General features: G+C 61.3%; 27 protein-coding genes. 18 read left to right on the top strand and 9 right to left on the bottom strand.

Going from position 1 to position 26,155, the window contains the following annotated elements; genetic code table 11:
- Positions 1 to 5: 5 nt before the first annotated feature.
- Positions 6 to 461 carry a flavin reductase gene (locus J5289_RS11465; RefSeq protein WP_209184114.1) on the bottom strand — a complete coding sequence of 152 codons (456 nt, stop codon included), beginning with the start codon at positions 459 to 461 and terminating at the stop codon, positions 6 to 8.
- 197 nt (positions 462 to 658) lie between these two features.
- Between J5289_RS11465 and J5289_RS11470 the strand changes: the two genes are divergently transcribed.
- From J5289_RS11470 to J5289_RS11520, 11 genes are all read left to right on the top strand, one after another.
- A complete protein-coding gene (locus J5289_RS11470) occupies positions 659 to 1,741 on the top strand; it encodes an ABC transporter substrate-binding protein (protein ID WP_209183831.1) in 1,083 nt (360 codons plus the stop codon).
- Positions 1,742 to 1,842: 101 nt separating this feature from the next.
- Positions 1,843 to 2,529 (top strand): ribulose-phosphate 3-epimerase, encoded by a 687-nt coding sequence (gene rpe, locus J5289_RS11475; RefSeq protein ID WP_111221891.1) that lies wholly within the window; start codon positions 1,843 to 1,845, stop codon positions 2,527 to 2,529.
- Entirely contained in the window at positions 2,516 to 3,022 is a 507-nt protein-coding gene (locus tag J5289_RS11480; RefSeq protein ID WP_374108269.1) for a hypothetical protein, read from the top strand. Before rpe ends, J5289_RS11480 begins: the two co-directional genes overlap by 14 nt.
- Positions 3,023 to 3,111: 89 nt before the next feature.
- On the top strand, positions 3,112 to 4,413 hold the full coding sequence (gene purB, locus J5289_RS11485; protein WP_209187471.1) for an adenylosuccinate lyase: 1,302 nt from the start codon (positions 3,112 to 3,114) through the stop codon (positions 4,411 to 4,413).
- 74 nt (positions 4,414 to 4,487) lie between these two features.
- Positions 4,488 to 5,042 carry an alpha/beta hydrolase gene (locus tag J5289_RS11490; protein ID WP_142829152.1) on the top strand — a complete coding sequence of 185 codons (555 nt, stop codon included), beginning with the start codon at positions 4,488 to 4,490 and terminating at the stop codon, positions 5,040 to 5,042.
- Between the two features lie 111 nt (positions 5,043 to 5,153).
- On the top strand, positions 5,154 to 7,700 hold the full coding sequence (locus tag J5289_RS11495; protein WP_247749094.1) for a bifunctional diguanylate cyclase/phosphodiesterase: 2,547 nt from the start codon (positions 5,154 to 5,156) through the stop codon (positions 7,698 to 7,700).
- 239 nt (positions 7,701 to 7,939) lie between these two features.
- Positions 7,940 to 8,704: a phosphoribosylaminoimidazolesuccinocarboxamide synthase gene (purC, locus tag J5289_RS11500; protein WP_111221888.1), complete on the top strand. Its 765-nt coding sequence runs from the start codon at positions 7,940 to 7,942 to the stop codon at positions 8,702 to 8,704.
- Positions 8,705 to 8,722: 18 nt separating this feature from the next.
- Positions 8,723 to 8,965 (top strand): phosphoribosylformylglycinamidine synthase subunit PurS, encoded by a 243-nt coding sequence (purS, locus tag J5289_RS11505; protein ID WP_142822821.1) that lies wholly within the window; start codon positions 8,723 to 8,725, stop codon positions 8,963 to 8,965.
- A gap of 19 nt (positions 8,966 to 8,984) precedes the next feature.
- Complete coding sequence (locus tag J5289_RS11510) at positions 8,985 to 9,242, top strand: hypothetical protein (protein ID WP_209183833.1); 258 nt, start codon at positions 8,985 to 8,987, stop codon at positions 9,240 to 9,242.
- Positions 9,239 to 9,910, top strand: coding sequence for a phosphoribosylformylglycinamidine synthase subunit PurQ (purQ, locus tag J5289_RS11515; protein ID WP_209206549.1), 672 nt, complete (start codon positions 9,239 to 9,241; stop codon positions 9,908 to 9,910). Before J5289_RS11510 ends, purQ begins: the two co-directional genes overlap by 4 nt.
- A gap of 118 nt (positions 9,911 to 10,028) precedes the next feature.
- Entirely contained in the window at positions 10,029 to 10,436 is a 408-nt protein-coding gene (locus J5289_RS11520; protein ID WP_209183834.1) for a hypothetical protein, read from the top strand.
- Between the two features lie 15 nt (positions 10,437 to 10,451).
- Here J5289_RS11520 and J5289_RS29710 read toward each other — a convergent pair whose 3' ends face one another.
- Complete coding sequence (locus J5289_RS29710; RefSeq protein ID WP_209183835.1) at positions 10,452 to 10,688, bottom strand: DUF1127 domain-containing protein; 237 nt, start codon at positions 10,686 to 10,688, stop codon at positions 10,452 to 10,454.
- Positions 10,689 to 10,789: 101 nt separating this feature from the next.
- Here J5289_RS29710 and J5289_RS11530 point away from each other — a divergent pair, with 101 nt between their 5' ends.
- The 4 genes from J5289_RS11530 (at position 10,790) to J5289_RS11545 (ending at position 15,537) form a co-directional block, all read left to right on the top strand.
- The gene (locus J5289_RS11530; protein WP_209183836.1) at positions 10,790 to 12,208 is read left to right on the top strand and encodes a PLP-dependent aminotransferase family protein; all 1,419 of its coding nucleotides are present in this window, start codon (positions 10,790 to 10,792) and stop codon (positions 12,206 to 12,208) included.
- A gap of 132 nt (positions 12,209 to 12,340) precedes the next feature.
- The gene (locus tag J5289_RS11535) at positions 12,341 to 12,934 is read left to right on the top strand and encodes an acyloxyacyl hydrolase (protein WP_209183837.1); all 594 of its coding nucleotides are present in this window, start codon (positions 12,341 to 12,343) and stop codon (positions 12,932 to 12,934) included.
- Positions 12,935 to 13,056: 122 nt separating this feature from the next.
- The gene (gene purL / locus J5289_RS11540; RefSeq protein WP_209183838.1) at positions 13,057 to 15,288 is read left to right on the top strand and encodes a phosphoribosylformylglycinamidine synthase subunit PurL; all 2,232 of its coding nucleotides are present in this window, start codon (positions 13,057 to 13,059) and stop codon (positions 15,286 to 15,288) included.
- A 15-nt stretch (positions 15,289 to 15,303) separates the two neighbouring features.
- On the top strand, positions 15,304 to 15,537 hold the full coding sequence (locus J5289_RS11545) for a BolA/IbaG family iron-sulfur metabolism protein (RefSeq protein WP_142822835.1): 234 nt from the start codon (positions 15,304 to 15,306) through the stop codon (positions 15,535 to 15,537).
- A 16-nt stretch (positions 15,538 to 15,553) separates the two neighbouring features.
- On the opposite strand, the gene J5289_RS11550 is transcribed toward J5289_RS11545, so the two are convergent.
- Complete coding sequence (locus J5289_RS11550; RefSeq protein ID WP_209183839.1) at positions 15,554 to 16,705, bottom strand: hypothetical protein; 1,152 nt, start codon at positions 16,703 to 16,705, stop codon at positions 15,554 to 15,556.
- Between the two features lie 286 nt (positions 16,706 to 16,991).
- On the opposite strand from J5289_RS11550, the gene grxD reads away from it, so the two are divergent.
- The 3 genes from grxD (at position 16,992) to J5289_RS11565 (ending at position 19,987) form a co-directional block, all read left to right on the top strand.
- Entirely contained in the window at positions 16,992 to 17,324 is a 333-nt protein-coding gene (gene grxD / locus J5289_RS11555; protein WP_142822838.1) for a Grx4 family monothiol glutaredoxin, read from the top strand.
- Between the two features lie 139 nt (positions 17,325 to 17,463).
- The gene (locus tag J5289_RS11560; RefSeq protein WP_209184117.1) at positions 17,464 to 18,693 is read left to right on the top strand and encodes a multidrug effflux MFS transporter; all 1,230 of its coding nucleotides are present in this window, start codon (positions 17,464 to 17,466) and stop codon (positions 18,691 to 18,693) included.
- A gap of 10 nt (positions 18,694 to 18,703) precedes the next feature.
- Positions 18,704 to 19,987, top strand: coding sequence for a multidrug effflux MFS transporter (locus J5289_RS11565; RefSeq protein ID WP_209183840.1), 1,284 nt, complete (start codon positions 18,704 to 18,706; stop codon positions 19,985 to 19,987).
- A gap of 10 nt (positions 19,988 to 19,997) precedes the next feature.
- Here the strand turns inward: J5289_RS11565 and J5289_RS11570 are convergent, their stop codons facing one another.
- The 6 genes from J5289_RS11570 to J5289_RS11595 all read right to left on the bottom strand — a co-directional run bounded on the left by J5289_RS11570 (position 19,998) and on the right by J5289_RS11595 (position 26,074).
- A complete protein-coding gene (locus J5289_RS11570) occupies positions 19,998 to 20,822 on the bottom strand; it encodes an inositol monophosphatase family protein (protein WP_209183841.1) in 825 nt (274 codons plus the stop codon).
- 21 nt (positions 20,823 to 20,843) lie between these two features.
- Positions 20,844 to 21,671 carry an inositol monophosphatase gene (locus J5289_RS11575; protein WP_209183842.1) on the bottom strand — a complete coding sequence of 276 codons (828 nt, stop codon included), beginning with the start codon at positions 21,669 to 21,671 and terminating at the stop codon, positions 20,844 to 20,846.
- Between the two features lie 48 nt (positions 21,672 to 21,719).
- The gene (gene ttcA / locus J5289_RS11580; protein ID WP_142822845.1) at positions 21,720 to 22,592 is read right to left on the bottom strand and encodes a tRNA 2-thiocytidine(32) synthetase TtcA; all 873 of its coding nucleotides are present in this window, start codon (positions 22,590 to 22,592) and stop codon (positions 21,720 to 21,722) included.
- 72 nt (positions 22,593 to 22,664) lie between these two features.
- Complete coding sequence (locus tag J5289_RS11585) at positions 22,665 to 23,594, bottom strand: glutaminase (protein WP_142822846.1); 930 nt, start codon at positions 23,592 to 23,594, stop codon at positions 22,665 to 22,667.
- 67 nt (positions 23,595 to 23,661) lie between these two features.
- Positions 23,662 to 24,279, bottom strand: a complete 618-nt coding sequence (rpsD, locus tag J5289_RS11590) for a 30S ribosomal protein S4 (RefSeq protein ID WP_111221875.1) — start codon at positions 24,277 to 24,279, stop codon at positions 23,662 to 23,664.
- 280 nt (positions 24,280 to 24,559) lie between these two features.
- Complete coding sequence (locus J5289_RS11595) at positions 24,560 to 26,074, bottom strand: ATP-binding protein (protein WP_209183843.1); 1,515 nt, start codon at positions 26,072 to 26,074, stop codon at positions 24,560 to 24,562.
- Between the last annotated feature and the right edge of the window lie 81 nt (positions 26,075 to 26,155).

Raw genomic sequence — 26,155 nt, forward strand, 5'->3', positions numbered from 1 at the left:
AAGATCTATCGGCCAACGGCGTGGTAGTCGCGGTGCATGTAAAGCAGAGCCGGGCGTCGCTCACTGAAACGGACAGCCACCACTTCCCCGAAGATGACGTTGTGAGTCGTGCCGCGCGTCACATCGACAACCTTGCAATCGAAGGCAGCGAGGGCATCGACCAGAACGGGCGCACCAGTCGCCAGCGTGTCGAAATCGCCCGTGGCAAAGCGCTCGTCGGTGGACATCTGCGTCTTGCCGGAGAAGGCATCGGCCAGCATCTGATGATGGGCGCCGAGTGCGTTCAGCGAAAAGATGCCGCTTGCGAGAAAGATGTCGTTCTTGGCATTGCCGCTGTTGAGGCAGACGAGCACCGTCGCCGGATTGTCGGAGACCGAGCATGCCGCCGTGATCGTCACGCCGCGACGGACACCCTCATGCACGGTCGCAACCAGCTGCACGTGGCCGGCGTAGCGGCTCATAGCATCTCTGAAATGGGCCGGATCCAACGACTGTTCCAAGCGATCTCTCCCATTCTGCTGCTGGCATCGCCAATATGGAGCCCACGCGCCAGCTTTTCCACCATGCTCAGGCGAAAGCACGTCTTGTACCGGATTTTCTTTGACGGCAGGGAGTGGTCCGATAAAAGAACAGGAGAAACAATCGGGATTTTCCTTTCATGAACAGGCTGCGTCGATCCCTGCTCGCCCTGGCGCTGCTGTCTGCGGCGGAAAGCAGCCATGCGGCCGGCGTTTCCATCGGCTTGGTCGCGCCCCAGAACGGCACCTTCGCATCTCTCGGCGCCCAGATGATTGCCGGCGCAAAATTCCAGGCACAGGCCGCCAACGACGCCCTGACGACCATTGACGAACCCTGCACCGAGAACAGCGGCCAGGTCATCGCTGACGCCCTGATCAAGGCCAAGGTGCAAATCGCCATCGGCTTCCTCTGCAGCGATTCGCTGGAAGGTGCCCTGCCGCGCTTGAAGGATGCCGGCATCCCGGCCATCACCGTGTCCGTACGCTCGCATATCCTGATGGAAGATGCGCTGAAGAACGGCTGGCCATTGTTCCGTCTCGCTCCGGCAGACAGCGCTGAGGCAAAGCGGATAATCGGCGTCATCCTGCAGAACTGGGCCTCGCAGCCGCTGGCGCTGGTCGATGACGGCACCATCCATGGTCGGGAGCTCGTCGATGCCGTGCGCACCGGTCTTGACGAAAACGGCCTGAAACCGGTCTTCAACGACACGCTTCGCCCGGGTCAGGATCAGCAGATCAGTCTCGTCAGGCGCCTGAAAAAGGCTGGCGCCACAGCCCTGCTTGTCGGCGGAGACCGCAGTGACGTCGCAATCATCGCCCGCGATGCGGCAGCGGACAAGGATGCCCTGCAGATTATGGGCGGCGATGCGATGCGGGCTGCCGACCAGCCCATTCCGCTTGCCGACGGCGTGCTTGCCGTGACCATACCGGACTATGCCAGCCTTCCCCCGGCAGCACAGGCTGCCAAAGCCTTGCGCGACGCCGGTGTCGAGCCGGAAGGCTACGTCCTGCCGACAGCGGCGGCTGCCCTGATCGCCGACCAGGCCGTCACCGCAGCGCTGGCGGAAAAGACCCCCGTCGCCGCGAAGCTCGTGGGAACGACATGGCAGACACCGGTCGGCCCCGTCGCCTTCGGCAACGATCACGAGTTGACCGAGAACCCCTATCGCCTGCTGGAATGGCGCGACCATCGCTTCCAGCCGCCGGTCGCCCCCGGCAACTAGCCGGCAAGCCCCTGCCGCGGTGGAGTGCTGGCGACGCGTCGTTGCCGTTCCTCCCATCCGGTGATAATCAAGCGTCAGATGACTTTGGAGTTTCCCCGACCATGCCGTTGCCGATCCGAATTGCCCCCTCCATTCTCGCCGCCGACTTCTCCAAGCTGGGCCAGGAAGTCCGTGACGTGACCGCGGCCGGCGCTGACTGGATCCACCTCGACATCATGGACGGACACTTCGTTCCCAACATCTCGTTCGGCGCCGATGTCATCAAGTCCCTGCGCAGTTTTACCGATGCCACTTTCGACTGCCACCTGATGATCGCGCCTGTCGATTTCTACCTGGAAGCCTTTGCCAAGGCCGGTTGCGACCGCATCACCGTGCATGCCGAGGCTGGCCCGCATCTGCATCGCTCGCTGCAGACCATCCGCAATCTCGGCAAGAAGGCCGGCGTCACCCTCAATCCGGCGACGCCGCTGTCTGTGCTGGAAAACGTGCTCGACGATGTCGATCTGATCCTCATCATGTCGGTCAACCCAGGCTTTGGCGGCCAGAAGTTCATCCCCGCAATGGCCGACAAGATCCTCAAGGCCCGGCAGATGATCGGCGACCGACCGATCGAGCTCGAGGTCGATGGCGGCGTGACCGTGGAAACCGCATCGATGATCACAGCAGCCGGTGCCAATGTGCTGGTCGCAGGGTCGGCAATCTTCAAGGGCGGCTCGGCTGAGGCCTATCGCAAGACGGTCGGCGATCTGCGTGCCGCTGCCGAGCAGGGCCGCGTTGGCGCGGCGTGAGCCGTCGCTGATCGACAAGGCGGCGCGGACAACGACCGTACCGCTGTATCTGACAGGCGCTGTTGCCTGGGGCGCCCTGATGACGCTTTCCGCGGCAATGGCGCTCTACAGGCACAACGGCCTGCAGACGGACCGGCTCGACAGCCTGCTGATCGTCTATTTCCTCGGCGGCGCCCTCGCCTGGCCTCTTGCCGTAACGGCGGCTGGCTGGTTATCGGGCGGCAAACCGGTAGAGACACGCTTTGCGGCCTGCCTGCTTTGCCTGGCGCTCGCAACCATGTCGATGACGGCTTTTCTCTTCGCGCTCGACTACCGCATCTTCTATTCGCGCTGGCATGCACCGGCCGGATCGCTCATCTGGATGTTCCAGTTCGTCTTCACCGGTGCCAGTGCGGTCTATCAGTTCGGTGTGCTCGGCAGCCGGCTGTTTCTGCCGCTCGGGCTCATCTGGCTGCCGACGGCAAGCTACTATCTGGCGCGACGCCTGCGATGAGCGCCCGCCAAGCGTTGAGATTGTCATCCGTCTTTGCTAAAGGGGCGGCAAGCCTTGAAATTCCTGCTGTTGAAGAAAGCTGAGAGCTTATGATCCCTCGCTACTCCCGCCCGGACATGGTCGCCATCTGGTCGCCCGAAACGAAGTTCCGCATCTGGTTCGAGATCGAAGCCCATGCCTGCGATGCGCTGGCCAACCTCGGGGTCATCCCGAAGTCGGCAGCCGAGACGATCTGGGAAAAAGGCGGCAAGGCGACCTTCGATGTCGATCGGATCGACGAGATCGAAGCCGTCACCAAGCACGACGTCATCGCCTTCCTGACGCACCTCTCGGAAATCGTCGGCCCGGATGCCCGCTTCGTCCACCAGGGCATGACATCCTCCGACGTCCTCGACACCACCTTCAACATCCAACTCGTCCGCGCCAGCGATCTTCTGCTGGCCGATCTCGACCGACTGCTGACGGCGCTGAAGACCCGCGCCTTCGAACATAAGGACACGGTCCGTATCGGACGCAGCCACGGCATCCACGCCGAGCCGACGACCATGGGCCTGACCTTCGCGCGCTTCTACGCCGAAATGGTCCGCAACCGCGCCCGTCTCGTCGCCGCCCGTACCGAAATCGCCACCGGCGCCATCTCCGGTGCCGTCGGCACCTTTGCCAACATCGATCCTTCCGTCGAAGAATATGTCTGCGAAAAGCTCGGCCTTGCCGCCGAGCCTGTATCGACGCAGGTCATCCCGCGCGACCGCCATGCCATGTATTTCGCCACACTCGGCGTCATCGCCTCGTCGATCGAAAACGTCGCCATCGAAATCCGCCACATGCAGCGCACCGAAGTCCTGGAGGCGGAGGAATTCTTCTCGCCCGGCCAGAAGGGCTCGTCTGCGATGCCGCACAAGCGCAACCCGGTGCTGACTGAAAACCTGACGGGCCTCGCCCGGCTGGTACGCATGGCGGTGGTCCCCGCCATGGAAAACGTTGCCCTCTGGCACGAGCGCGATATCAGCCATTCGAGCGTCGAGCGCGCGATTGGTCCGGACACCAGCATCACGCTCGACTTTGCACTCAACCGGCTTGCCGGCGTCATCGAAAAGCTGGTCATCTATCCCGAGAACATGCTTCGCAACATGAACAAGTTCAAGGGCCTAGTCATGAGCCAGCGCGTGCTGCTCGCCCTCACCCAGGCCGGCGTTTCGCGCGAGGATTCCTATCGCCTCGTCCAGCGCAATGCCATGAAGGTCTGGGAACAGGGCAAGGACTTCCTCGAAGAACTGCTCGCCGACCCCGAAGTCCGCGCCGCACTTTCCGAAGAGGAATTGCGCGAGAAATTCGACCTCGGCTACCACACCAAGCATGTCGACACGATCTTCCGCCGCGTTTTCGGCTGACGATCCGAAGGCGGCAGCGTCTGTCTCCGCCTTCATCCCGGCACCGGCGTGTTCAGCTCACAGATGGCAGAAGCATGAAAGTATCCGAAGCAGATATCCTCATCGTCCCCGGCTATACTAACTCCGGTCCCGACCATTGGCAGACCCGCTGGGAGCAGAAGCTCAGCACGGCGCGTCGCGTCGAGCAGGCGGAGTGGTCGAAGCCGGTGCGAGACGACTGGGCAGCCCGCATCGCCGAAGAGGTAAATGCCTCGACCAAGCCCGTGGTTCTGATCGCCCATTCACTGGGCGTGCCCTCGGTGCTACATGCCATCCCGCATTTCAAGAAGCCTATTGCAGGCGCCTTCTTCGTGGCCCCACCAGACGTTACCAACCCGGAAATCCGCCCGAAGCACCTGATGACCTTCGGCCCCTATCCGCGCGATACCCTGCCCTTTCCATCGATGACCATCGCCAGCCGCAACGATCCTTTCGGCACCTATGAGCACGCCGAGGAGATTGCCAAGAGCTGGGGGTCTACCTTGATCGACGCTGGCGAGGCCGGCCACATCAACGCCGATTCCGGCCATGGTCCCTGGCCCGAGGGCACGATGGTCTTTGCGCAGTTTCTCAGCAAACTGAAACCATAAAAACTCCCCTGACTGTTTGAGGGCAAAGTTACATTAGCTTTTCCGCTTATGTTGTTTATCTCAAATTAATCAAATGCACCCACAGTATTGGCAGTGTCTGTGGGTGCTCCTTTGACTTGGTTTTCAAACGATGAGACGCGTTTCGACGGCGTGACGGCGGGCGTCTTCGATGTTCTCCATCGCGTTCCCGTAGCAACCCTTGCCGTCTCGCTGGCCGACCATTGCATGGTCTACGCCAACGCAGCATTCTGTGCGCAGTTTGGTACTCCCACCGGGCATAAGACGGTGGATGAACTTACTCTACCCGACGACCTTCCCCTTCTTCGCAGGCAGTTGAACGGGCTTTCAAGCGAGCCCAGCGTCGAAGCCGTCTCGATGCGGCTGCGGGGCAACTCGGATCGTCCAATCTGGGTTTCGGCGTCCTTCACGAAGCTTGCGACACCGGAAAATTGCATCCTCATCCAGCTGGCCGATATCGACCGTGAAAAACGCCTCATCGAAGACCTCGGCGAAAAGGAAAGTCGCTGGAACTCGGCACTGACAGGCTCGGGGCTCGGGGTCTGGGATCACGACTTCGTCAAGGGACGGTTGAGCTATTCCGAGACCTGGCGAAAAATGCGCGGCTACACGTCGGAGGAGGAAGTCGACGCTGCACTTGAAAACTGGATCCTGTCCGTTCACCCGGACGATCGCGACTATGTGTTGAAGTCCATCGAGCTGCAAAATTCAGGCAAGGCCGTGAGCGGCACCTTTTGCTACCGGGAGCGTCACAAGGACGGCCACTGGATCTGGATCGAATGCCGCGGCGCCGGCGTCGAATGGGACGAGCACGGCACTCCCACCCGAATTATCGGTACCGATATCGACATCACCGCCCGCAAGGCTGCCGAGGAGTTGCTGACACACACGTCGAGACGGCTCGATCTGGCGCTCGATGTCTCCGGCATCGGTGTCTTTGAGGCTAATTTGGATACAGGGGTTGTCGAGTGGGACCATCGCCTGCTCGTCATCTACGGCCTGCAACATACGCCGAGCCTCAAGCGGCTCGACGCATGGATCGAAACCATCCATCCCGATGATCGGGAGAGAATCGAGAGGCATCTCCAGGACCATCTAGCCGCCCGCGAGGCTTTCGAGCAGGAATATCGGATCGTCCGGCCCGATGGTACGGTCCGTGTCATCCGCGGGCGCTCGACAACATTTGTGGACGGCAGCGGCACCAACAGGATGATCGGCGCCAACTGGGATGTGACGACCGAGGTCGGGCTCCGGGACGAGCTGAACCGCGCCAAGGAACTCGCAGAAGCCCGTAACATCGAACTTGAACTGGCCAAGGAGAAAATCGAGCACATCGCTCTCCACGACCACCTGACCGGGCTTCCCAATCGCCGCTATCTCGATCGTGTGCTTTCGGCACGGGCCGAAGAGTGCCGCGCGCAAGGCATGGTCCTCGTGGTCCTCCATGTCGACCTCGACCGCTTCAAGCAGATCAACGACACGCTGGGTCACCGCGCCGGTGACATGATGCTCAAGCATGCCGCCTCCGTGCTGCGCGATGGCGTCGCCGCCGGTGATTTCGTCGCGCGGATCGGCGGCGACGAATTCGTCATCGTCTGCACCCGGAAGGCATATTCAAGGAAGATTTCCGGCCTCGCCGAACAGGTTATTCGCGAACTGCACAAGCCGGTTCGCTACGAAGGCCACGACATCCGGTTCGGCGCCAGCATCGGCATTGCCTTCGACAGCGGCGACGACCTCGATGCCAAGCAACTGCTGCTGAATGCCGATATCGCGCTTTACCGCGCCAAGGGCAGCGGCCGAAACAGGCACGAGTTCTTTTCGCTGGATGCCCGCCAGCATATCGTCACCACCAAGCGCCTATCGGATGAAATCCTCCTCGGCATAGAACGCCATGAATTCATACCGTTTTACCAGCCGCAGTTCTCTGCAGCCACGCTGGACGTCATCGGCGTCGAGACGCTGGTGCGTTGGGACCATCCCGAGCACGGCATCCTGTCTCCCGACAGCTTCATGTCGACCGCCGAGGACCTCGACGTCGTCGCCGTGCTCGACCGCCTGGTCCTCGAAAAAGCCCTCGCCGACCAGCAGTCATGGCGCGACGCCGGGATCGACATCCCGAAAATCTCGGTCAATGTCTCCGCCCGCCGCCTGGCTGACCCCAATCTCGGCAAGGCGTTGCGCGCGCTGAAGATCAAACCCGGTACAGTGTCCTTCGAGCTGCTCGAATCGATTTCCCTCGACCAGTATGGCGAGACATCCCTTGCCAACCTGAAGCGTCTGAGGCGATTCGGCATAGACATCGAAATCGACGATTTCGGCACAGGCCATGCCTCCATCGTCGGCCTCCTCCGCTTGAGCCCCAAGACCCTCAAGATCGACCGCGAACTCATCAAGCCCCTGGTGGCATCGGCCGAGCAACGGCGGCTCGTCGGGTCGATCATCGAGATCGGTCGTTCGCAGAAAATCGGCGTCACCGCAGAGGGCGTCGAGACTATGGAGCATGCCCGGATCCTTGCCGAACTCGGCTGCGACAGTCTGCAGGGCTATGCGCTCGCGCGCCCGATGCCGGCTGCGGAAATTCCGGCCTTCATCCGCAGCGAGTGCTGGCGCCCCGACCGCAATGTCCAGGCCGCCTGAGGACGCCTAGAAGCCGCCCGCAGCGACGGTCATCCGGCCTTTCGCGCCACCTGATTATTCGTCATAAAGTTTGTCATCCCGGTGATACATTACGATTCCCGCGACTTTGACAGCCGAGGGCGGATTCGGAGGAAGGAGAGGCAGGCGCATTGTGAATTTGCTTCTTTTCCTTTATGGGGACGCCCAGAGATTGATCCCTACGCGCCATCCCAAGGGCGCCAACGACAGAGAATTACAAGATGAACCGTCGCCGCCGTATCTACGAAGGCAAGGCAAAGATCCTTTATGAAGGACCCGAGCCTGGCACGCTGATCCAGTTCTTCAAGGATGACGCGACCGCCTTCAACAAGAAAAAGCATGAAGTCATCGACGGCAAGGGTGTGCTCAACAACCGTATCTGCGAGTACATCTTCAACCATCTGAACAAGATCGGCATCCCGACCCATTTCATCCGCCGCCTCAACATGCGCGAGCAGCTGATCAAGGAAGTCGAGATGATCCCGCTGGAGATCGTCGTGCGCAACGTTGCCGCCGGATCGCTGGCAACGCGTCTCGGAATCGAGGAAGGTGTCGTCCTGCCGCGCTCGATCATCGAATTCTATTACAAGTCCGATGCCCTCAACGACCCCATGGTGTCCGAGGAGCACATCACGGCTTTCGGCTGGGCCAACCCGGCCGAACTCGACGACATCATGGCGCTGGCTATCCGCGTCAACGATTTCATGACCGGCCTGTTTCTCGGCGTCGGCATCCAGCTCGTCGACTTCAAGATCGAATGCGGTCGCCTTTTCGAAGGCGACATGATGCGCATCATTCTCGCCGACGAGATCTCGCCGGACTCCTGCCGTCTCTGGGACGTCGAAACCCATGAGAAGATGGACAAGGACCGCTTTCGCCGCGATATGGGCGGACTGCTCGAAGCCTATTCCGAGGTCGCCCGTCGTCTCGGCATCATCAATGAAAATGAGCCCGTGCGCGGCACGGGACCGGTTCTCGTCAAGTAAAAAGGCAGGAAGACACCAGTGATCAAGGCTCGCGTCACCGTCACGCTGAAGAACGGCGTTCTCGACCCCCAGGGCAAGGCAATCGAAGGCGCGCTCGGCGCTCTCGGTTTCGAAGGCGTGGACCATGTCCGTCAGGGCAAGGTTTTCGACGTCGTCCTCGACGGTACCGACAAGGTCCGCGCCGAGGCTGACCTCAAGTCCATGTGTGAAAAACTCCTCGCAAACACGGTCATCGAGAACTATACTATAGCTCTCGACTGAGGGTTGTGGACAAGGTCCAATGACTGAAGCAACGCAGGAACTGATGTACGAGCTGATGAAGCGAATCCAGGGGGACGTTGCAGGCCTGAAGGAGGGCCAGCGTGACCTGCTACAGGAGATGTCCAGCTTGCGCGGACAGTGCCATTTGTTGCAGGGCGACTTCAATAATCTGCGTAATACCGTTGGTCACATAGACATTCGTCTCGAGCGCATCGAAAATCGCCTCGAACTTCGTGAACTTGCAGAAGCACAAGCTAGGTTTGAACCGCACCCATGAAATCAGCAGTCGTTCAGCTTCCAGGCCTAAACCGCGATCGTGATATGATCGCTGCCTTGACGAAAATCTCCGGCGTTGCGCCAATCACCGTCTGGCAGACGGAGACGGAAATCCCGGATGTCGACCTTATCGTCATTCCCGGTGGCTTTTCCTACGGCGACTACCTTCGCTGCGGCGCCATTGCAGCGCGCATGCCAGTCATGCGGGCAATCAAGGAAAAGGCCGAACAGGGCGTCAAGGTTCTCGGCGTCTGCAACGGTTTCCAGATCCTCGTCGAGGCCGGCATGCTACCCGGTGCGCTGATGCGCAACGCCTCGCTGAAGTTCGTCTGCAAGGAAATCAAGCTCGAAGTCGTCAATGCGGACACAGACTTCACGCGCGCCTATGAAAAGGGCCAGGTGATCCGTTGCCCGATCGCCCATCATGACGGCAATTACTTCGCGGATGCCGAAACGCTGGCTTCCATCGAGGGCAACGGCCAGGTTGTTTTCCGCTATCTCGAATACGGCAATCCCAACGGCTCGATGAACCATATCGCTGGCATCATCAACGCCAAGGGCAATGTGCTCGGCATGATGCCGCACCCGGAAAACCTGATCGAGGCCGCTCATGGTGGCTCGGACGGGCGTGGCCTATTCGCCTCCGCACTCGACATTGTCGCGGCCTGAGACATTCCTCCCATTATGCCATTGACCGGCGCGTTCTCCCTGAATGCGCCGCAAAGGCAGCTTATTGGCTCGTGAATTGGCGACGCGAGTTCGGCCCGACAGATTGAAAGACAGATTGATGCGCATTTCTACCAACGGACTTCTGACAGCCGCCGCCCTCTCCGCCTTGGCAGTCTTTGCCGCTTCATGCCAGTCCAAGCGCGCACCTGAGGTCACGCTGACCCAGCCCCGCACGGCGCTATCGACGATGGAGCGCGTCGCTGTTGCCGCCCATGGCTGCTGGTTCAAGTCATCCGACCCCGCCTTCGCGCGCTATACGATGGCCCCGGAACTGAACTCCTTCACCGGCCGGCCGCGTTTCCTCGTTGTTGAGCGCAGCCAGCCGACCGGCCGCCCCTTGCTCGTCGTCCAGGCCGAAGGCAACCCGGCGAAGCTTGCTGCCTTCGGACCCCTGATGAACGGTCCAAACTCGGCTCGCATCACCTCAGACATCAACCGCTGGGCCGGCGGCACCAAGGGCTGCTGAGAAATCATAGGCCGGTTACTCCCAGAAAAATGACTTTGCGACCTCCCGCCGGACCTCTGCGGGAGTGAGGCCTATGTCGCGCAACTGATCCATGGAAAGCGCACGCAGCGCCCGGCGGCTGCTCCTTTTTTCCGACCACACCGCCATCCGCTCTATGATGCCGGCAGCGAAAGCCGTGGGACGAAGACGCCGCTGCGGTGCGTCGCTATAGATTGCACCCCGCCGCCCCCTAATTGTATCGATTGTACCCATCACCTCTACCTCGTTTCCTCGAGAAGTCTGCCAGTCAAATTACCGATCGAATACCGGTCGTAATCTTGACTTTTGACGGGTACAATGGCACGATTGTCACCATGACAAATTGGCTTCCAGACATTTCCAGCGGTACGGGTCCGGTTTACGTGCGGGTCGCCGACAGCATTGAAACCGCGATCAGCCACGGCATATTGCCGCCGGGCGCAAAGCTGCCGCCGCAACGCAATCTGGCCTTCGACATCGGCGTGACCATCGGCACCATCAGTCGCGCCTACGCCCTCGTGCACGAACGAGGATTGGTTGCCGGCGAGGTCGGGCGCGGCACATACGTGCTTGACCGCGAGCACAGCAAGCCGATCACCCAGATGGATCCCATCACGCAGGCCCTGTCCGGCACGCGCGGCATGGAGGCACCATTGGCCACGGTTCGCTTGGATACGACGGCAGCTCCCGATATCGGACAGGGCGAGATCATCGGCCGCCTGTTTGCCGATATCAGCCGCGAAAAGAGCATGGAGATCTCGTCATACTCCCGCACGTTCCCCGCCAGCTGGTCGCTGGCCGGCCAAGCCTGGCTGTCTCGAAACGATTGGCGGCCGGCGGTCGAAAATGTCGTTCCGACGCTTGGCGCCCATGCCGCAGCCATCGCGGTCATTGCGGCAGTCACTTCGCCGGGCGACAAGATCGTCTTCGAGAACCTCACCTATACCCAGGTCAGCCGCGCCACCCGGCTGCTCGGGCGCCGCGCGATCCTCGTAGAATCCGATGAGCAGGGCATCATTCCTGATGATTTCGAGCGCCTCTGCCAGCAACAGCATCCGCGCCTCGCCTTCCTGATGCCAACCGCCCATAACCCGACGCTGACGACGATGCCGGAAGCACGTCGCCGTGCCATTGCCGCGATTGCCCGACGGCACAGCGTCTGGCTGATCGAGGACGACATCTATGGCGGGATGACCGGAGACCAGACGCCGCTGATGGCAAGCATTGCACCGGAACGCACATTCCTGGTCAGCGGACTGTCGAAATCCGTGACGGCGGGCGTGCGCGGCGGCTGGGTCGCCTGCCCGCCACACTTTGCCCAGCGCGTGAAGGTGACGCACAAGATGTCGACCGGAGGACTGCCGTTCATCCTTGCAGAGACGGGAGCGCGCCTCGTCCACAGCGGTCACGCTTTGTCGCTTCGAACCCGCACGGTGGCAGAGATAGCGACGCGCGAGGCGATGGCGCGCGAAGCTTTTGCCGGCTTTGAATTCTCATCCGAGCCGCATATTCCATTCCTTTGGTTGAAACTGCCCGAGCCATGGCTGTCGGGGACTTTCAAGAATGCGGCGCTGGCGGAAGGCGTGCTGATCGACGATGAGGACGAGTTCAAGGCAGCTCGGACGGAGAAGGTCTATCACCGGGTTCGCATTGCCTTTTCCTCTCCCCAGGACCGCAGCGTCGTGCAGGCAGCCTTTATGACCTTGCGTCGGCTGCTCGAAAACGGCTCTGCGGGTTACGATAGCGATAGCTAAAGCAACTGTGGCATTTTGGTGTCAGCCTCCCGGAAAGCGTTAACGCCCTACCGCGACTGCTTTACGCGACATGAGCCGGTGCTACGAATTGGTTGCTGCACCGATTCGTGCACGTGGTTGTTGGAGGTTCTGATGCGCCTGAATGGTACCTTACGTCGCCTGGCCTTCATCAGTGCGGCGTTAGCGTCTGTCGCTTCCGGGTCCTCCGTCATTGCAGCGGACATGAGCCAGGCCCCTGCCGATACTACCAGGATCTTCGACGAACTGCGCTTCGGCGCCAGCGCTTCGATCCAGACCGGACACGATCACGAAAACGGCGTCTTTCCCGATGTCCAGGTGCTCTTCAATCCGTTCGGGTACAATCCGGCCGGCGACTGGAAGGACCAGATCACCCACCCCCGTATCCATATCGGTACATCCATCGGCACCGGCGGGTCGGCTGACCAGCTCTACAGCGGCCTGACCTGGACCATGACCTATTCGAGCGGCATTTTCACGGAAGCCGGCTTCGGTGGTGTCGTTCACAACGGCAATCTGACGGCGGAGAATGATGGCCCCAAGCTCGGCTGTCATCTGCTGTTTCATGAATATCTCGGCGCAGGCTATAATTTCGACAGCCACTGGAGCCTGATGGCGCAGGTTGCACACTCCTCGCACGCCGATCTCTGCAATGGTCCCAATGCCGGCATGACCCGCGCCGGGCTGCTGGTCGGCTACAAGTTCTGATAGCGACCTTGTGCTTTCCTGTGTGATGGCCGCGTTGAGCGGCCATTTTCCTGTCGCACGATCAGACCACATGCGCTAAAGAGACCCTTAAATCCCCTTCAGGTCAGGACTCTCCAGCGCTCATGACTCTTTCCAATACCATTCAGATTACCCCAGAACTCATCGCCGCCCACGGCCTAAAGCCGGATGAATATCAGCGCATTCTGGATCTGATCGGTCGGGAACCCAGCTACACCGAGCTCGGGATCTTTTCGGCGATGTGGAACGAGCACTGCTCCTACAAATCCTCGAAGAAATGGCTGCGTACGCTGCCGACGACAGGCGCCCGCGTCATTCAGGGCCCCGGTGAAAATGCCGGTGTTGTCGATATCGATGACGGCGACTGCGTCGTCTTCAAGATGGAGAGCCACAACCATCCCTCCTATATCGAGCCCTACCAGGGCGCGGCGACAGGCGTCGGCGGCATCCTGCGCGACGTCTTCACCATGGGTGCTCGCCCGATAGCGGCGATGAATGCCCTGCGCTTCGGCTCCCCCGATCACGCCAAGACACGCCATCTCGTCTCCGGCGTCGTCGCCGGCGTCGGCGGATATGGAAATGCCTTCGGTGTTCCGACGGTCGGCGGGGAAGTCGAATTCGACGCACGCTACAATGGCAACATCCTGGTCAACGCCTTTGCGGCCGGCCTGGCCAAGTCAAACGCCATATTCCTGTCGGAAGCCAAAGGCGTCGGCCTGCCCGTCGTCTACCTCGGTGCCAAGACCGGCCGCGACGGCGTTGGCGGCGCGACCATGGCCTCAGCGGAATTCGATGAGCAGATCGAGGAAAAGCGCCCGACCGTGCAGGTTGGCGACCCCTTTACCGAAAAGTGCCTGCTGGAAGCCTGCCTCGAGCTGATGCTGACCGGCGCGGTCATCGCCATCCAGGACATGGGCGCTGCCGGCCTGACATGCTCCGCGGTCGAGATGGGTGCCAAGGGCGACCTCGGCATCGAGCTCAATCTCGATCTTGTCCCGGTGCGCGAGGAGCGCATGACGGCCTATGAGATGATGCTGTCGGAAAGCCAGGAGCGCATGCTTATGGTGCTACAGCCGGAAAAGGAAGACGAAGCCAAGGCGATCTTTGTCAAATGGGGTCTCGATTTTGCCATTGTCGGCAAGACCACCGACGACCTGCGCTTCCGCGTCCTGCATCAGGGCGAGGAAGTCGCCAACCTGCCGATCAAGGATCTCGGCGACCATGCGCCGGAATACGATCGCCCCTGGCGCGAATCCGACAAGCGCGCGCCCCTGCCCGCCAATCTTGTCGCAGCCCCTGAGGATTACGGCCAGGCGCTGCTGTCGCTGGTAGGCTCCGCCAATCAGTCCAGCCGCCGCTGGGTCTACGAGCAGTATGATACGCTGATCCAGGGCAATTCGCTGCAGCTTCCCGGTGGCGACGCCGGCGTCGTGCGTGTCGAGGGCCATCCGACGAAGGCGCTTGCCTTCTCCTCCGACGTGACGCCGCGCTATGTAGAGGCCGACCCTTTCGAAGGCGGCAAGCAGGCCGTTGCCGAATGCTGGCGCAATATCACGGCCACCGGTGCCGAGCCGCTTGCCTCGACTGATAACCTCAATTTCGGCAATCCTGAAAAGCCGGAGATCATGGGCCAACTGGTCGGCGCCATCAGGGGCATCGGCGAAGCCTGCCGCGCCCTCGATTTCCCGATCGTCTCCGGCAACGTGTCGCTCTACAACGAGACCAATGGCGTCGCCATTCTGCCGACTCCGACCATCGCCGGCGTTGGCCTGCTCCCTGACTGGAGCAAGATGGCCCGCATCGGCGGCGCTTCGGACGGCGACCATATCCTGATGATCGGCGTTGACGGCAGCCATCTCGGTTCGACGATCTACATGCGCGACATTCTCGGCGATACCAGCGGCCCCGCTCCGGAGGTCGATCTGTTTGCCGAACGCCGCAACGGCGATTTCGTCCGCTCGGCCATCCGCAACGACCAGGTCACCGCCTGCCACGACATCTCCTCCGGCGGCCTGGTGCTGGCGCTTGCAGAAATGGCCATGGCCTCAGACAAGGGCATGGAGATCACGCTCGGTGAATGCCGCGGCCAGCCGCATGCGCTGCTATTCGGCGAGGACCAGGCCCGCTATGTCATCGCGGTAAAGCCTGAGATCGCCGACTTCGTTTGCATCAATGCCGAAAATGCTGGCGTGCCATTCCGGCGTCTTGGCAAGGTTGGTGGCGACGCGCTGGTGATCGACACGCTTCTGTCAGTTCCCGTCGACCGGTTGCGTCATGCCCATGAATCGTGGTTTCCTGCCTTCATGGACGGCAGCGCCTTGGCCGCTGCCGAGTAAGGGGAGCAGACGACGATGGCCATGAAACCCGGCGATATCGAAGACATGATCAAGGCCGGCATTCCCGGCGCAACAGTAACGATCCGCGACCTTGCCGGCGACGGCGATCACTATGCGGCTGAGGTGGTCTCCGAGGCATTCCGCGGCAAGACACGCGTGCAGCAGCACAAGATGGTCTATGACGCCCTGCAGGGAAACATGGGCGGAGTACTGCACGCTTTGGCGCTGCAGACGTCCATACCTGAGTAACAAACATTGCCGGTTCCTAGAGGACCGGCAGTTTCTTCTGGGTGAACTGCGTGAAATCTGACGCCGGCAGCGGGCCGGCCGTCATCAGCGTAAAATCGAAGGGCGCCTTCAGATCCGGCCCCAGCACGTATTGCCGGTGAACGCGCAGGAAATCGCGCTTGATCTTACGGTAGTGGACGTCGCTCAGCATGGTCTTGAAGCGCACGAAGATAATATCCCCCTGCCTTTTTTCCGGATGGCCGCAAAGCGCCACGACCTTTGTCTTGTAGAAATGGATGGCGTCGGTCAGGCAATGGACCTCAATCAACGAGATCTCCGGACAATCCGCAATCAGCCCTACCCGCGCGCGCAGAACCTTCGCCGAGCGGAACAAAGCGCATTGCAGGATCGCGCTTCCAAGCGTGAGGAAGACTACCCGCTTGCCTTCGAATAACGCCGGCTCCCGCTCGAGCAGAAGGCCGATCACATGGGCTGCCACGGTCGAGCCCATGCTGTGCGACGAGATCACATACTCATCGGCAGGCTCGCGCAGTGCCTCGCGAACCACAACGGCGCAGCGCTCCAGCCAGGCTTGCGCATCGAGGCCACGCAGCCCCGCCATCGCCACAGCCATCTCCCAGTCCGAAAACAGATGCAACGTATGCAGCCTGTCCCTGCGCGGTAGAAACACATACCAAAAAAGCACTGCAGAAAGCGGCAAGCTGCAAAGCAGGCTCCAGGCACCAAGCCCCAGATAATAGGGCACCGCCGCTATCAGCAGGCCTACTGCAGATGCCGCCATCACCAGCATGAACGGAAAGACGAAGAACAATCCGAAACGCCACGCATGGCGGAAGTAGCCGCCCATTCCGCCGCCGACGACGACGCGGACCGCTGCGAGATACCCGAAGCCGAGGCGGGTGAGGAGGTTACGGCTGTTGAGACCCGATACGAGATCATTGTGATCGAAAATGTGCACGCGGCTTTCGGTCTGCCAGTCACTGGCACTGGTACTAACGTCGAAATACGAGGTGGCGCCAGTGCGCTTGAAATCGCCGATAGCGGCATCGTAGCCCCAGACCTCGGCGCTCTGCTTTGCCGAACGTGCGTAACGCGCCCTGTGGGCCGCAGCGTCGAGCGGCTCGAAACCCGGAAAATGCAGGACGACCCGCTTCTGAACCTTTGTCATCGACGTCCATCAATGTCGCGAGAGCCGCGACGAACACAAGTTATCAGGAGGCCCGGCAGGACTGGAAAGACACACTGCATGGCAAGGTGGTTTGCTAGACGAAGTCGCTCGATATTCATAGCCGCAATGTGTCGGCAGGTATCATTTGGTCCAACCCCGCCTCGCCCATCAGCCGCTAAAAAAGGCAATGCCGCACTATTGCGGCTGGAATTTGAGCGACCACATGCTATGTAAGACGAACAATCGACGATGCGGGCCTTGAACCCGCATGTGAAAGGATAATCTGATGAGCGGCATCAACGAATTGATCGACAATGAAGTGAAGAGCAGCGACGTCGTTCTGTTCATGAAGGGCACACCGCAGTTTCCGCAGTGTGGCTTCTCCGGAAAAGTCGTGCAGATCCTTGATTACATCGGTGTCGACTACAAGGGCGTCAATGTCCTTGCCGACGCTGAAATCCGTCAGGGCATCAAGGACTATTCGAACTGGCCGACTATCCCCCAGCTCTACGTCAAGGGTGAGTTCATCGGCGGCTGCGACATCATCACCGAGATGTTCCAGGCCGGCGAACTCCAGCAGCATTTCCAGGAACACGGCGTCCCCGTCCGCGTCGCCTGATCGGGCACCGGGCACCCGCCCGGTTTCCATTATCCAGTCCATCTGCTAGGCGCTGCCTCATAGGCAGCGCCTCAGCACGTCTATGGGAATGAAATCCGTGGCAAACTCCTCCGACGCCATGTCCGCTGGCCGCGTGCCGATGGGCAAACGCGAATTCATCGCGCTGGCTGCACTGCTAATGGCTCTGAACGCGCTTGCGATCGACATCATGCTGCCAGCGCTGCAGCAGATCGGCGCCAGCCTCGGCGTCGAAAATGAAAATCATCGGCAATACATCGTCTCGGCCTATCTCATGGGCTTTGGCGGCGCACAGCTTGTATACGGTCCGCTTTCGGATCGTTTCGGACGGCGCGTGCCGTTGATTGCCGGCGTGGTCATCTACATCCTGTCGTCGCTCGGCATTGCCTTCATTCCCTCGTTTTTCGGCCTGCTGGCATTGCGCTTCGTGCAGGGGCTAGGGGCTGCCGCCACGCGCGTCATCACCATTTCCATCGTCCGCGACATCTATGGCGGCCGGCAGATGGCCGAGGTCATGTCGCTGATCATGATGGTATTCATGATCGTGCCGGTAATTGCGCCGGGATCTGGCCAGATCATTATGCTTTTTGCCAGCTGGCACATGATCTTCGTATTTATCGCCGCCATCGCGTCCTGCGTGCTTGTCTGGGTCTACTTCCGCATGCCGGACACGCTGCATGCCGAGGACGTGCGCCCCTTCACGGTAAAATCGATCCTGGCCGGCTTTGCGATCGTTCTCTCGAACCGCACCGCGCTCTGCTATACGCTCGCCAGCACCTTCATATTCGGGGCGCTTTTCGGCTTTATCAACTCCGCCCAGCAGATCTATGTCGGCATCTACAAGCTCGGTGTCTACGCACCACTGGCCTTTGGGGGTGTCGCTCTTTTCATGGCGTCTGCATCCTTTGCCAACTCGCAACTGGTCGGGCGCTTCGGCATGCGCCGCCTGTCGCACGCCTCGCTGATCGGCTTTAGCGTCATTACCTTCGTTTGGCTGATCGTACAGCTGTCCTTCGCGTCGCCGATGCCGTTTCCCTTGTTCATCGTCTTCTTCGCGCTGGTGATGTTCCAGTTCGGCCTGATCGGCTCAAACTTCAACGCGCTGGCCATGGAGCCGCTCGGCCACGTCGCCGGCACAGCCTCGTCCGTGCTCGGTTTCATGAGCACCGTCGGTGGCGCCCTGATCGGCGCGGCCATCGGCCAGTCCTTCGACGGAACGGCGACGCCGATGGTGGTGGGCTACTTCACGGTGTCGCTGATCGCTCTCGGTTTCGTCCTATATGCCGAGCGCGGCAAGCTTTTCCGGCCGCACAACGCACCCGTCGTCAACGATCCCTCCCTCGCCCACTGACAGGCCTCACATGACCCAGCCTATAACATCGAACGACGTGGCGCCGGGAGGATCGGAGCGCATCGGTCTGGGGCTGGTGGAGTTCATCGTCACCATCGCCCTGATGACCGCCAGCGTGTCTCTGGCGATCGACAGCATGCTGCCGGCGTTACCCAAGATCGGCGCAGCGCTCGGGGTGCCCACCGCCAACGACACCCAGCTGGTGATCGGCGTGTTCTTCTTCGGCTTCGGCCTGGCGCAGCTCGTCTTTGGCAGCCTGTCAGACACCTATGGGCGCCGCAACATCCTCCTTGGCGGCCTTGTCTTCTACGTCATCACGATGTTCGCCGCAGCCTGGACAGACAGCTTCCCGGTCCTTCTCGCGCTACGTTTCGCGCAAGGCGTGGGTGCCGCCGCCGTTCGCATCACCACGATGGCCATGGTCCGCGATTGTTTCGGCGGACGCGAGATGGCGCGGGTGATGTCCTTCGTGATGATCGTCTTCATGATCGTCCCGATCGTCGCCCCGGCCCTCGGCCAGCTGATCATCACCTTTGCGACCTGGCCGTGGATCTTCATTTTGCTCGGCAGCGCCGGCGCGGTGTTGCTGGTCTGGGCGTTTTTCCGGATGAACGAATCCCTGCCCCTCACAGAGCGGCTGCCGCTGTCGACGCGCTCCGTGCTGTCAGGCTTCCGCACCGTGCTCACCAACCGCATCACCTGCGGCTACATGCTCGGCATGACGCTGTTTACTGGTGTCATCTGCGCCTATGTGATGTCGGTGCAGCAGGTGTTCGGCGAGGTATTCGGGCTCGGCGACTGGTTGCCTTTGGCCTTTGCCGCAAGCGCCGGCGGCATTGCCATCGCCAATTTCGCCAATGGCTTCTTCGTCCGCCGTTTCGGGATGCGGCGCATTTCCCACGCAGCGATGATCCTGTTCACGATCATCGCCGTCTGCGGCTTTGTATTCGCACTGGCGATGCCACCGAGCTTCATCGTCACCTATCTGCTGATTTCGTCTCTGCTGGTGATGTTCGCCGTTATCGCCACCAATTTCACCGCCATCTGCCTGGAGCCCATGGGCCACCTCGCGGGTACGGCCACTTCGATCACAGGATTCGTCTCGACGACTGGCGGCGCTCTGGTTGGCGGCGCGGTCGGCCAGATGTTCGACGGCACGACGCGGCCGCTGTTTGCAGGATTTGCAATCTTCGGCGCGCTGACGATCGCGGCCGTCCTATGGGCTGAAAATGGCAAGCTGTTTTCCCACCCCGGCGACGATCCCGTCCTCGACCCCGGTGCCATGCACGGCTGAAACGCCAGTCTCAGAGCGTGAAGACCTCGCGGCGCAGCGTTTCCCAGGATGCCTTGTCCGGCGTGATCAGCAGCCCGCCGTCGAGGTGGTGCGGCAGGTAGCTCGATCTATCGAAGCGCGCCGCATAGGCACCCGCCTCCTCGCTTATCAGCACGCCGGCCAGATGGTCCCAGGGCAGGATCTTGTTGTACATCAGGTAATGTACGTGGGCGCCGGCAAAGGTGCGGTACTCGTGGGCCGCGCAACGGTAGTTGGACGCGAAGCGCACCTTGGCGAGATTACCCATGACCTCGGCGCGCTTGCTCTTGTCGATGAAGCCCGTCGAGGCAAAGCCGGTCATCTGCTCCAGCGGCACCGGCGCTACCACGGACAGGCGCTCCCCCTCGCCGCCTGGCCTGCGGAGCCAGGCGCCGCTACCTTTTTCCGCCATCACCCAGTCGTCGCCCATCGGATCGAATATGATCCCGGCGATGGTTTCACCTCGAACGACCACCGACGCCATGACGCCGAAGGCAGGCACGCCTGCGGCAAAGTTAAATGTCCCGTCGACCGGATCGACGATGATGGCGAGATCCGCGCCCTCGAGCTTGGCGAGGAGGTCCGGATCGGCCGCGACCGATTCCTCGCCGATGAACACCGCCTCCGGCCAGAGCTTTTCAACCTCGGCCTTGATCATCCGCTCGGCCTGCTCGTCGGCTTCGGTGACCAGATCGGTCGCTTCCGACTTGATGCGGATATCGCCGGCACCGAGACGACGGAAGCGCGGCAGGATTTCAGCCTGCGCCGCGTCCCGCAGCAGGTTGGCCAGAACGGTAATGTCGACGGTCGCGGTCATGGCAGTGCTCCTCGATTGATATCAGAGACCGATGATCTCCCGGCGAACGGCTTCCCATGTCTCCCGGTCGGCAGCGGCAATGATACCGCCGGTCATCTCACCCGGCGGATGGGCCGAGCCGTCAAAGCGGGCGCTGTAGCCGCCGGCCTCGCGGTGGATCAGCAGCCCGGCCAGATGATCCCAGGGATTGAGTTTCTCGTGGGCCACGAAGTCGATCTTGCCAGATGCCAGCATCCAGTACTCATGAGCCGAACAATTGTAATAGAAGCTCATCCGGATCTTGGCCATGTTGCCGGCAATCCGCGAACGTTCCGGCTCGCCCATATGCGCCCAGGCGACGATACCGGTCATGGAAGAAACGGGTTTCGGCGCAGCGACCTGCAGGCGCTGGGAACTGCCGTTGCGCCGCGTCAGGTGCGCGCCTCCGCCGGCAACCGCAGTGATGGTGTCGCCGAGAACGGGATCATGGATGATGCCCGCCACCGTCTCGCCGTTGGCGACGACAGCAAGGATGGTGCCGAACATCGGCAGGCCGGCAGCAAAATTGAAAGTGCCGTCGACAGGATCGATGACGAAGGCAAGTTCCGCGCGGTTAAGCGCCGGCACCACCGAGCGATCGGTATCGTAAGCCTCCTCACCGACGATGAGCGCTTGCGGGAAACGCTGGCGCAGAGCTTTCGTTATACGTTCCTCGGACAGCAGATCGGCCTGCGTCACGAGGTCGATGGAAGATGTCTTCTCGGCAATGTCGCCGGTCTGGAGATTGCGGAAACGCGGCATGATTTCCGCTTCGCCAGCCTGCCGGACCTGTTCGACGAGGAAAGCGATGTCATTTTCGTTAATAGCCATAAAAACCCGATCCCTCACAATATGCTGCGCTGCGGCATAACCGCTATGTCACGACGGTTTTGTGACAGCAAGACCGGAAAAATCGAACAGGGCGGGATCGAGCAGATGCGATGGGTTCACATGCGCCAGGGCGCGTAGCATCGTGTCCTTGCGGCCGGGCATGCGGCGTTCGATATCGGCGAGCATGTCCTTCATGGCGTTGCGCTGCAGGCCATCCTGCGAGCCGCAGAGATCGCAGGGAATGATTGGGAACTGCATGGCGGCTGCGAACTTCGCAAGGTCGTCCTCGGCGGCATAGGCAAGCGGACGGAGCACCATCAGGTCGCCCTCGTCATTGAGCAGCTTTGCCGGCATCGATGCCAGACGACCGCCATGAAAGAAGTTCATGAAGAAGGTCTCGAGGATGTCTTCCCGGTGATGCCCGAGCACCAGCGCCTCGCAACCCTCCTCGCGAGCGATGCGATAGAGATTGCCGCGACGCAGCCGTGAGCAGAGCGAACAGTATGTGCCGCCGGCCGGCACTTTTTCCTTTACGATCGAATAGGTGTCGCGATACTCGATCCGGTGCGGCACGCCGACCTTCGTCAGGTACTCCGGCAGCACGTGCTTGGGAAAATTCGGCTGGCCCTGGTCGAGATTGCAGGCGATGAGGTCGACCGGCAGCAGCCCGCGCCATTTCAGGTCGAGCAGCAGCGACAGCAGGCCATAGGAATCCTTGCCACCGGAGACACCAACCAGCCAGCGCTTCTGACCCTTCAGCATGTCGAAATCGTCGAATGCCTGGCGCACTTGGCGCAACAGGCGCTTGCGCAGCTTGTTGAAGGACACGGAGCGCGGCGCATCGGCGAAAAGCGGGTGCGCGCCGGCGGCATCCTCGATGTCGGCTTGGATTTCGTCGACCACGGGCATCGCTATGTTCATATCACCATTCCATCCAGGGTCGGCTGCCCTTGCCTCAGGCCATAGCAGAACGGCCCACCGAAGACACGCCTCTCAATCGCCAAATACCGACCAGCCGGTACGCGCCGCCAGCATTTCGAGCGCCACTGCGCCCAACTGCGAGTTGCCGACCTTGTTCAGCCCCGGCGACCAGACGGCGATGGAGGCGACCCCGGGCGCGATTGCCAGGATACCGCCGCCGACGCCGCTCTTGCCGGGCAGGCCGACGTGATAGGCAAAGTCACCGGATCCATCGTAATGGCCGCACATCAGCATCAGCGCATTGATGCGCCGCGCCCGCTTCGGCGACACGACGGAATGGCCGGTGACCGGGTTGCTGCCGCGCGCGGCGAGATAGAGCCCCGCCTTCGACAGCTGGCTGCAACTCATGGCCAGTGCGCACTGGTGAAAATAGACGCCCAGCACATGCTCGACCGGATTTTCGATGTTGTGGTAGGCCCGCATGAAATTGGTCAGCGCGAAATTGCGAAAACCGGTCTGCGCCTCGGAGCGGGCGACGCGGTCGTCGATGAGAATCGATTCGTCATCGGCCAGATACCGCATGAACCGCAGGAACTCGCCGATCACTTCCTTTGGCGCATGGCCGGACAGAACGACATCGGTGACGGCTATGGCGCCGGCATTGATGAAGGGGTTGCGCGGAATGCCGGCTTCCTGCTCGAGCTGGACGATGGAATTGAAGGCCGAACCCGATGGCTCGCGACCCACTCGCTTCCACAGCTGCTCACCGATCTTGCCGAGCGCCAGCGTCAGCATGAAGACTTTCGAGATACTCTGGATCGAGAACGACATCTCGGCATCGCCGACGCGATAGACGCGGCCATCGACGGTGGTGATCGCCATGCCGAACTGGCGGACGTCGACCTTGGCAAGCTCGGGGATATAATCGGCAACCTTGCCCTCGCCGAGCCGCGGCAACAGGTCGGCATGAATGCTGTCGAGGATCGCCTGCACGTCGGTCATCGTCGCCTCCGAATAGAAAAAAGCCGCCCCGAGGAGCGGCTTTCCAATAGTATGATAATCGCGTCGATTAACGCGAGTAGAATTCGACGACCAGCTGCGGTTCCATGACGACGGCGTAAGGAACGTCGGTCAAGGTCGGCACGCGGACGAAAGTCGCAACCATCTTGTTGTGGTCGACTTCGATGTAGTCAGGAACATCGCGCTCAGCGAGGCCAACGGCTTCGAGAACGATGACCAGCTGCTTCGACTTCTGACGCACTTCGATAACATCGCCGGCCTTGCAACGGTAGGAACCGATGTTGACGCGGACGCCGTTGACCGTGACGTGGCCGTGGTTGACGAACTGACGGGCAGCAAAGACCGTCGGAACGAACTTGGCGCGATAGACGATCGCATCCAGACGCGATTCCAGGAGGCCGATCAGGTTTTCAGACGTATCGCCCTTGCGGCGGTCGGCTTCGGCGAAGATGGCGCGGAACTGCTTTTCGCGCAGGTCGCCGTAGTAGCCCTTGAGCTTCTGCTTGGCGCGCAGCTGAACGCCGAAATCCGAAAGCTTGCCCTTGCGGCGCTGACCGTGCTGGCCAGGACCGTATTCGCGACGGTTAACCGGCGACTTCGGGCGGCCCCAGATGTTCTCGCCCATACGGCGATCGATTTTGTACTTGGATGATGCGCGCTTGCTCATCGTATTTCCCTATCAAGATGTTGGACCGGTTTGTTGCCAAACCAGATCAAGGAAACACGCCCTCCTCTGAACCCGGTTTTCGGGGTTCCGACAGGTTCCTCACATTCGCGAACGGAGGAGCCACGGGACATGTCAAATGAAACACCGGACATTTCTGCCCGGCGTTGGGCGCTGTTTAGGCAGAAGTCATGGAATTGTCAACAACGGATGACGCTGCGAAACGCCTGTACCGGCAAAACCCGCAGAGGCCTGCCGTTCGATCACAGATGTCCGCTGGAATTCACTCGGCAGCCGTCTGTGTCACGGCGACATCGTCGACGGCATTGGCATCGCCCGGCGCAGTCTGGCAATCGATATCGGGAAAAGCCACGACTCGCCTGCCGGAAAAATCGGTGTGCACGACGACGCTGCCCTGTTCCTCGAAATAGCTGAGCAGGCGTCTGGCGCGTCGGGCGGAGTGCGTGCCATAGGCGCGGGCGATACGCGCATCCGACGGGCACGGCTCGCCGCAGATGGCAGCCTTGGCGAGCATCAGGAACACGCCCTGAAGATCGTCGGTGACGCCCTTCGACAACGTCATCGCCGTTGCCCAGTTTTCGGTCTCGGCAGTCACCGGATCCACGCCGGAGCGCGAAATCGCAACCCGGTGACGGAAATCCGGCATCGACAGGGGCGGCCCTGGAATGCGCCGCATGCGCACCCGCACCAGGAACTCCTGGTAGAGGACGGAATCGGTCCGGAAGCCGGAGGCCGGATCGTCGAGGATTTCAGCCAGCACGGCGGCCAGCCGTTCCTGCCGCTCCTCGGGGGTCACATCTGCCTGCTTTGGCCTCGCATCCTCGATCGGCGCCATTGCCGGCGGCACAAACCGCGAAAGCTCGGCCAGGATATCCGTCGTCGGCCTGGGCGTCGGTGTGCGGCGCACGGCAGCGCGCTGGAATTCCTGCGGATCGGGCGTGAAGATCAGCTCTTCGACATCCATCGGCGCATCCGGCAGCGGCATCAGCTTCGGGCTCGACGAGCGCGCCGAGGTTTCCACAGCACCGATGGTGATCGGCAGCGGCCGGCGCGACAGGGCCGGACCAAGTGCTACGAAATGCCCGCGCTGCAGATCGCGGAACATCTCTGCCTGGCGCCGGTCCATTCCGAGCAGGTCGGCAGCACGCGCCATGTCGATATCGAGGAAGGTGCGGCCCATCAGGAAGTTCGAGGCTTCGGCCGCCACGTTCTTGGCAAGCTTTGCCAGCCGCTGCGTGGCAATGACGCCGGCAAGGCCGCGCTTGCGGCCGCGGCACATCAGGTTGGTCATCGCGCCGAGCGACATCTTGCGCGCATCATCCGAGACTTCGCCGGCAACGGCGGGCGCGAACATCTGCGCCTCGTCGACGACCACCAGCACCGGATACCAGTATTCGCGGTCGGCATCGAACATGCCGTTCAAAAAGGCGGCGGCGGCGCGCATCTGCTGCTCGACATCGAGCCCCTCGAGCGTCAGGACGCAGGAGACCCGGTGCTGCCGGATGCGCGTCGCAATGCCCGTCAATTCCGCCTCGCTGCGCTCGCCATCGACGATCACATGGCCGAACTTGTCGGCCAGCGTAACGAAATCACCCTCGGGATCGATGATGCATTGCTGCACCCACTGCGCCGATTGCTCCAGCAGGCGCCGGAGAAGATGGGATTTGCCGGAGCCGGAGTTGCCTTGCACCAGCAGGCGCGTCGCCAGCAGCTCCTCGATATCGAGCTGGGCGCTGGTCCCGCCGGACGCCGTCCCCATGTCGATGCCGACCTGCAATGCACTACCTCGTTCAGTCTAGACTCAGGAAATGTGAAGCTGCCATTGTTCAGCAACGGCGCGCCTCCGTCTATCAGAGAA

Origin of the sequence: Rhizobium sp. B230/85 (assembly GCF_019355735.1) — a bacterium.
In the GTDB taxonomy this organism is placed as follows: Bacteria; Pseudomonadota; Alphaproteobacteria; order Rhizobiales; family Rhizobiaceae; genus Rhizobium; species Rhizobium rhododendri.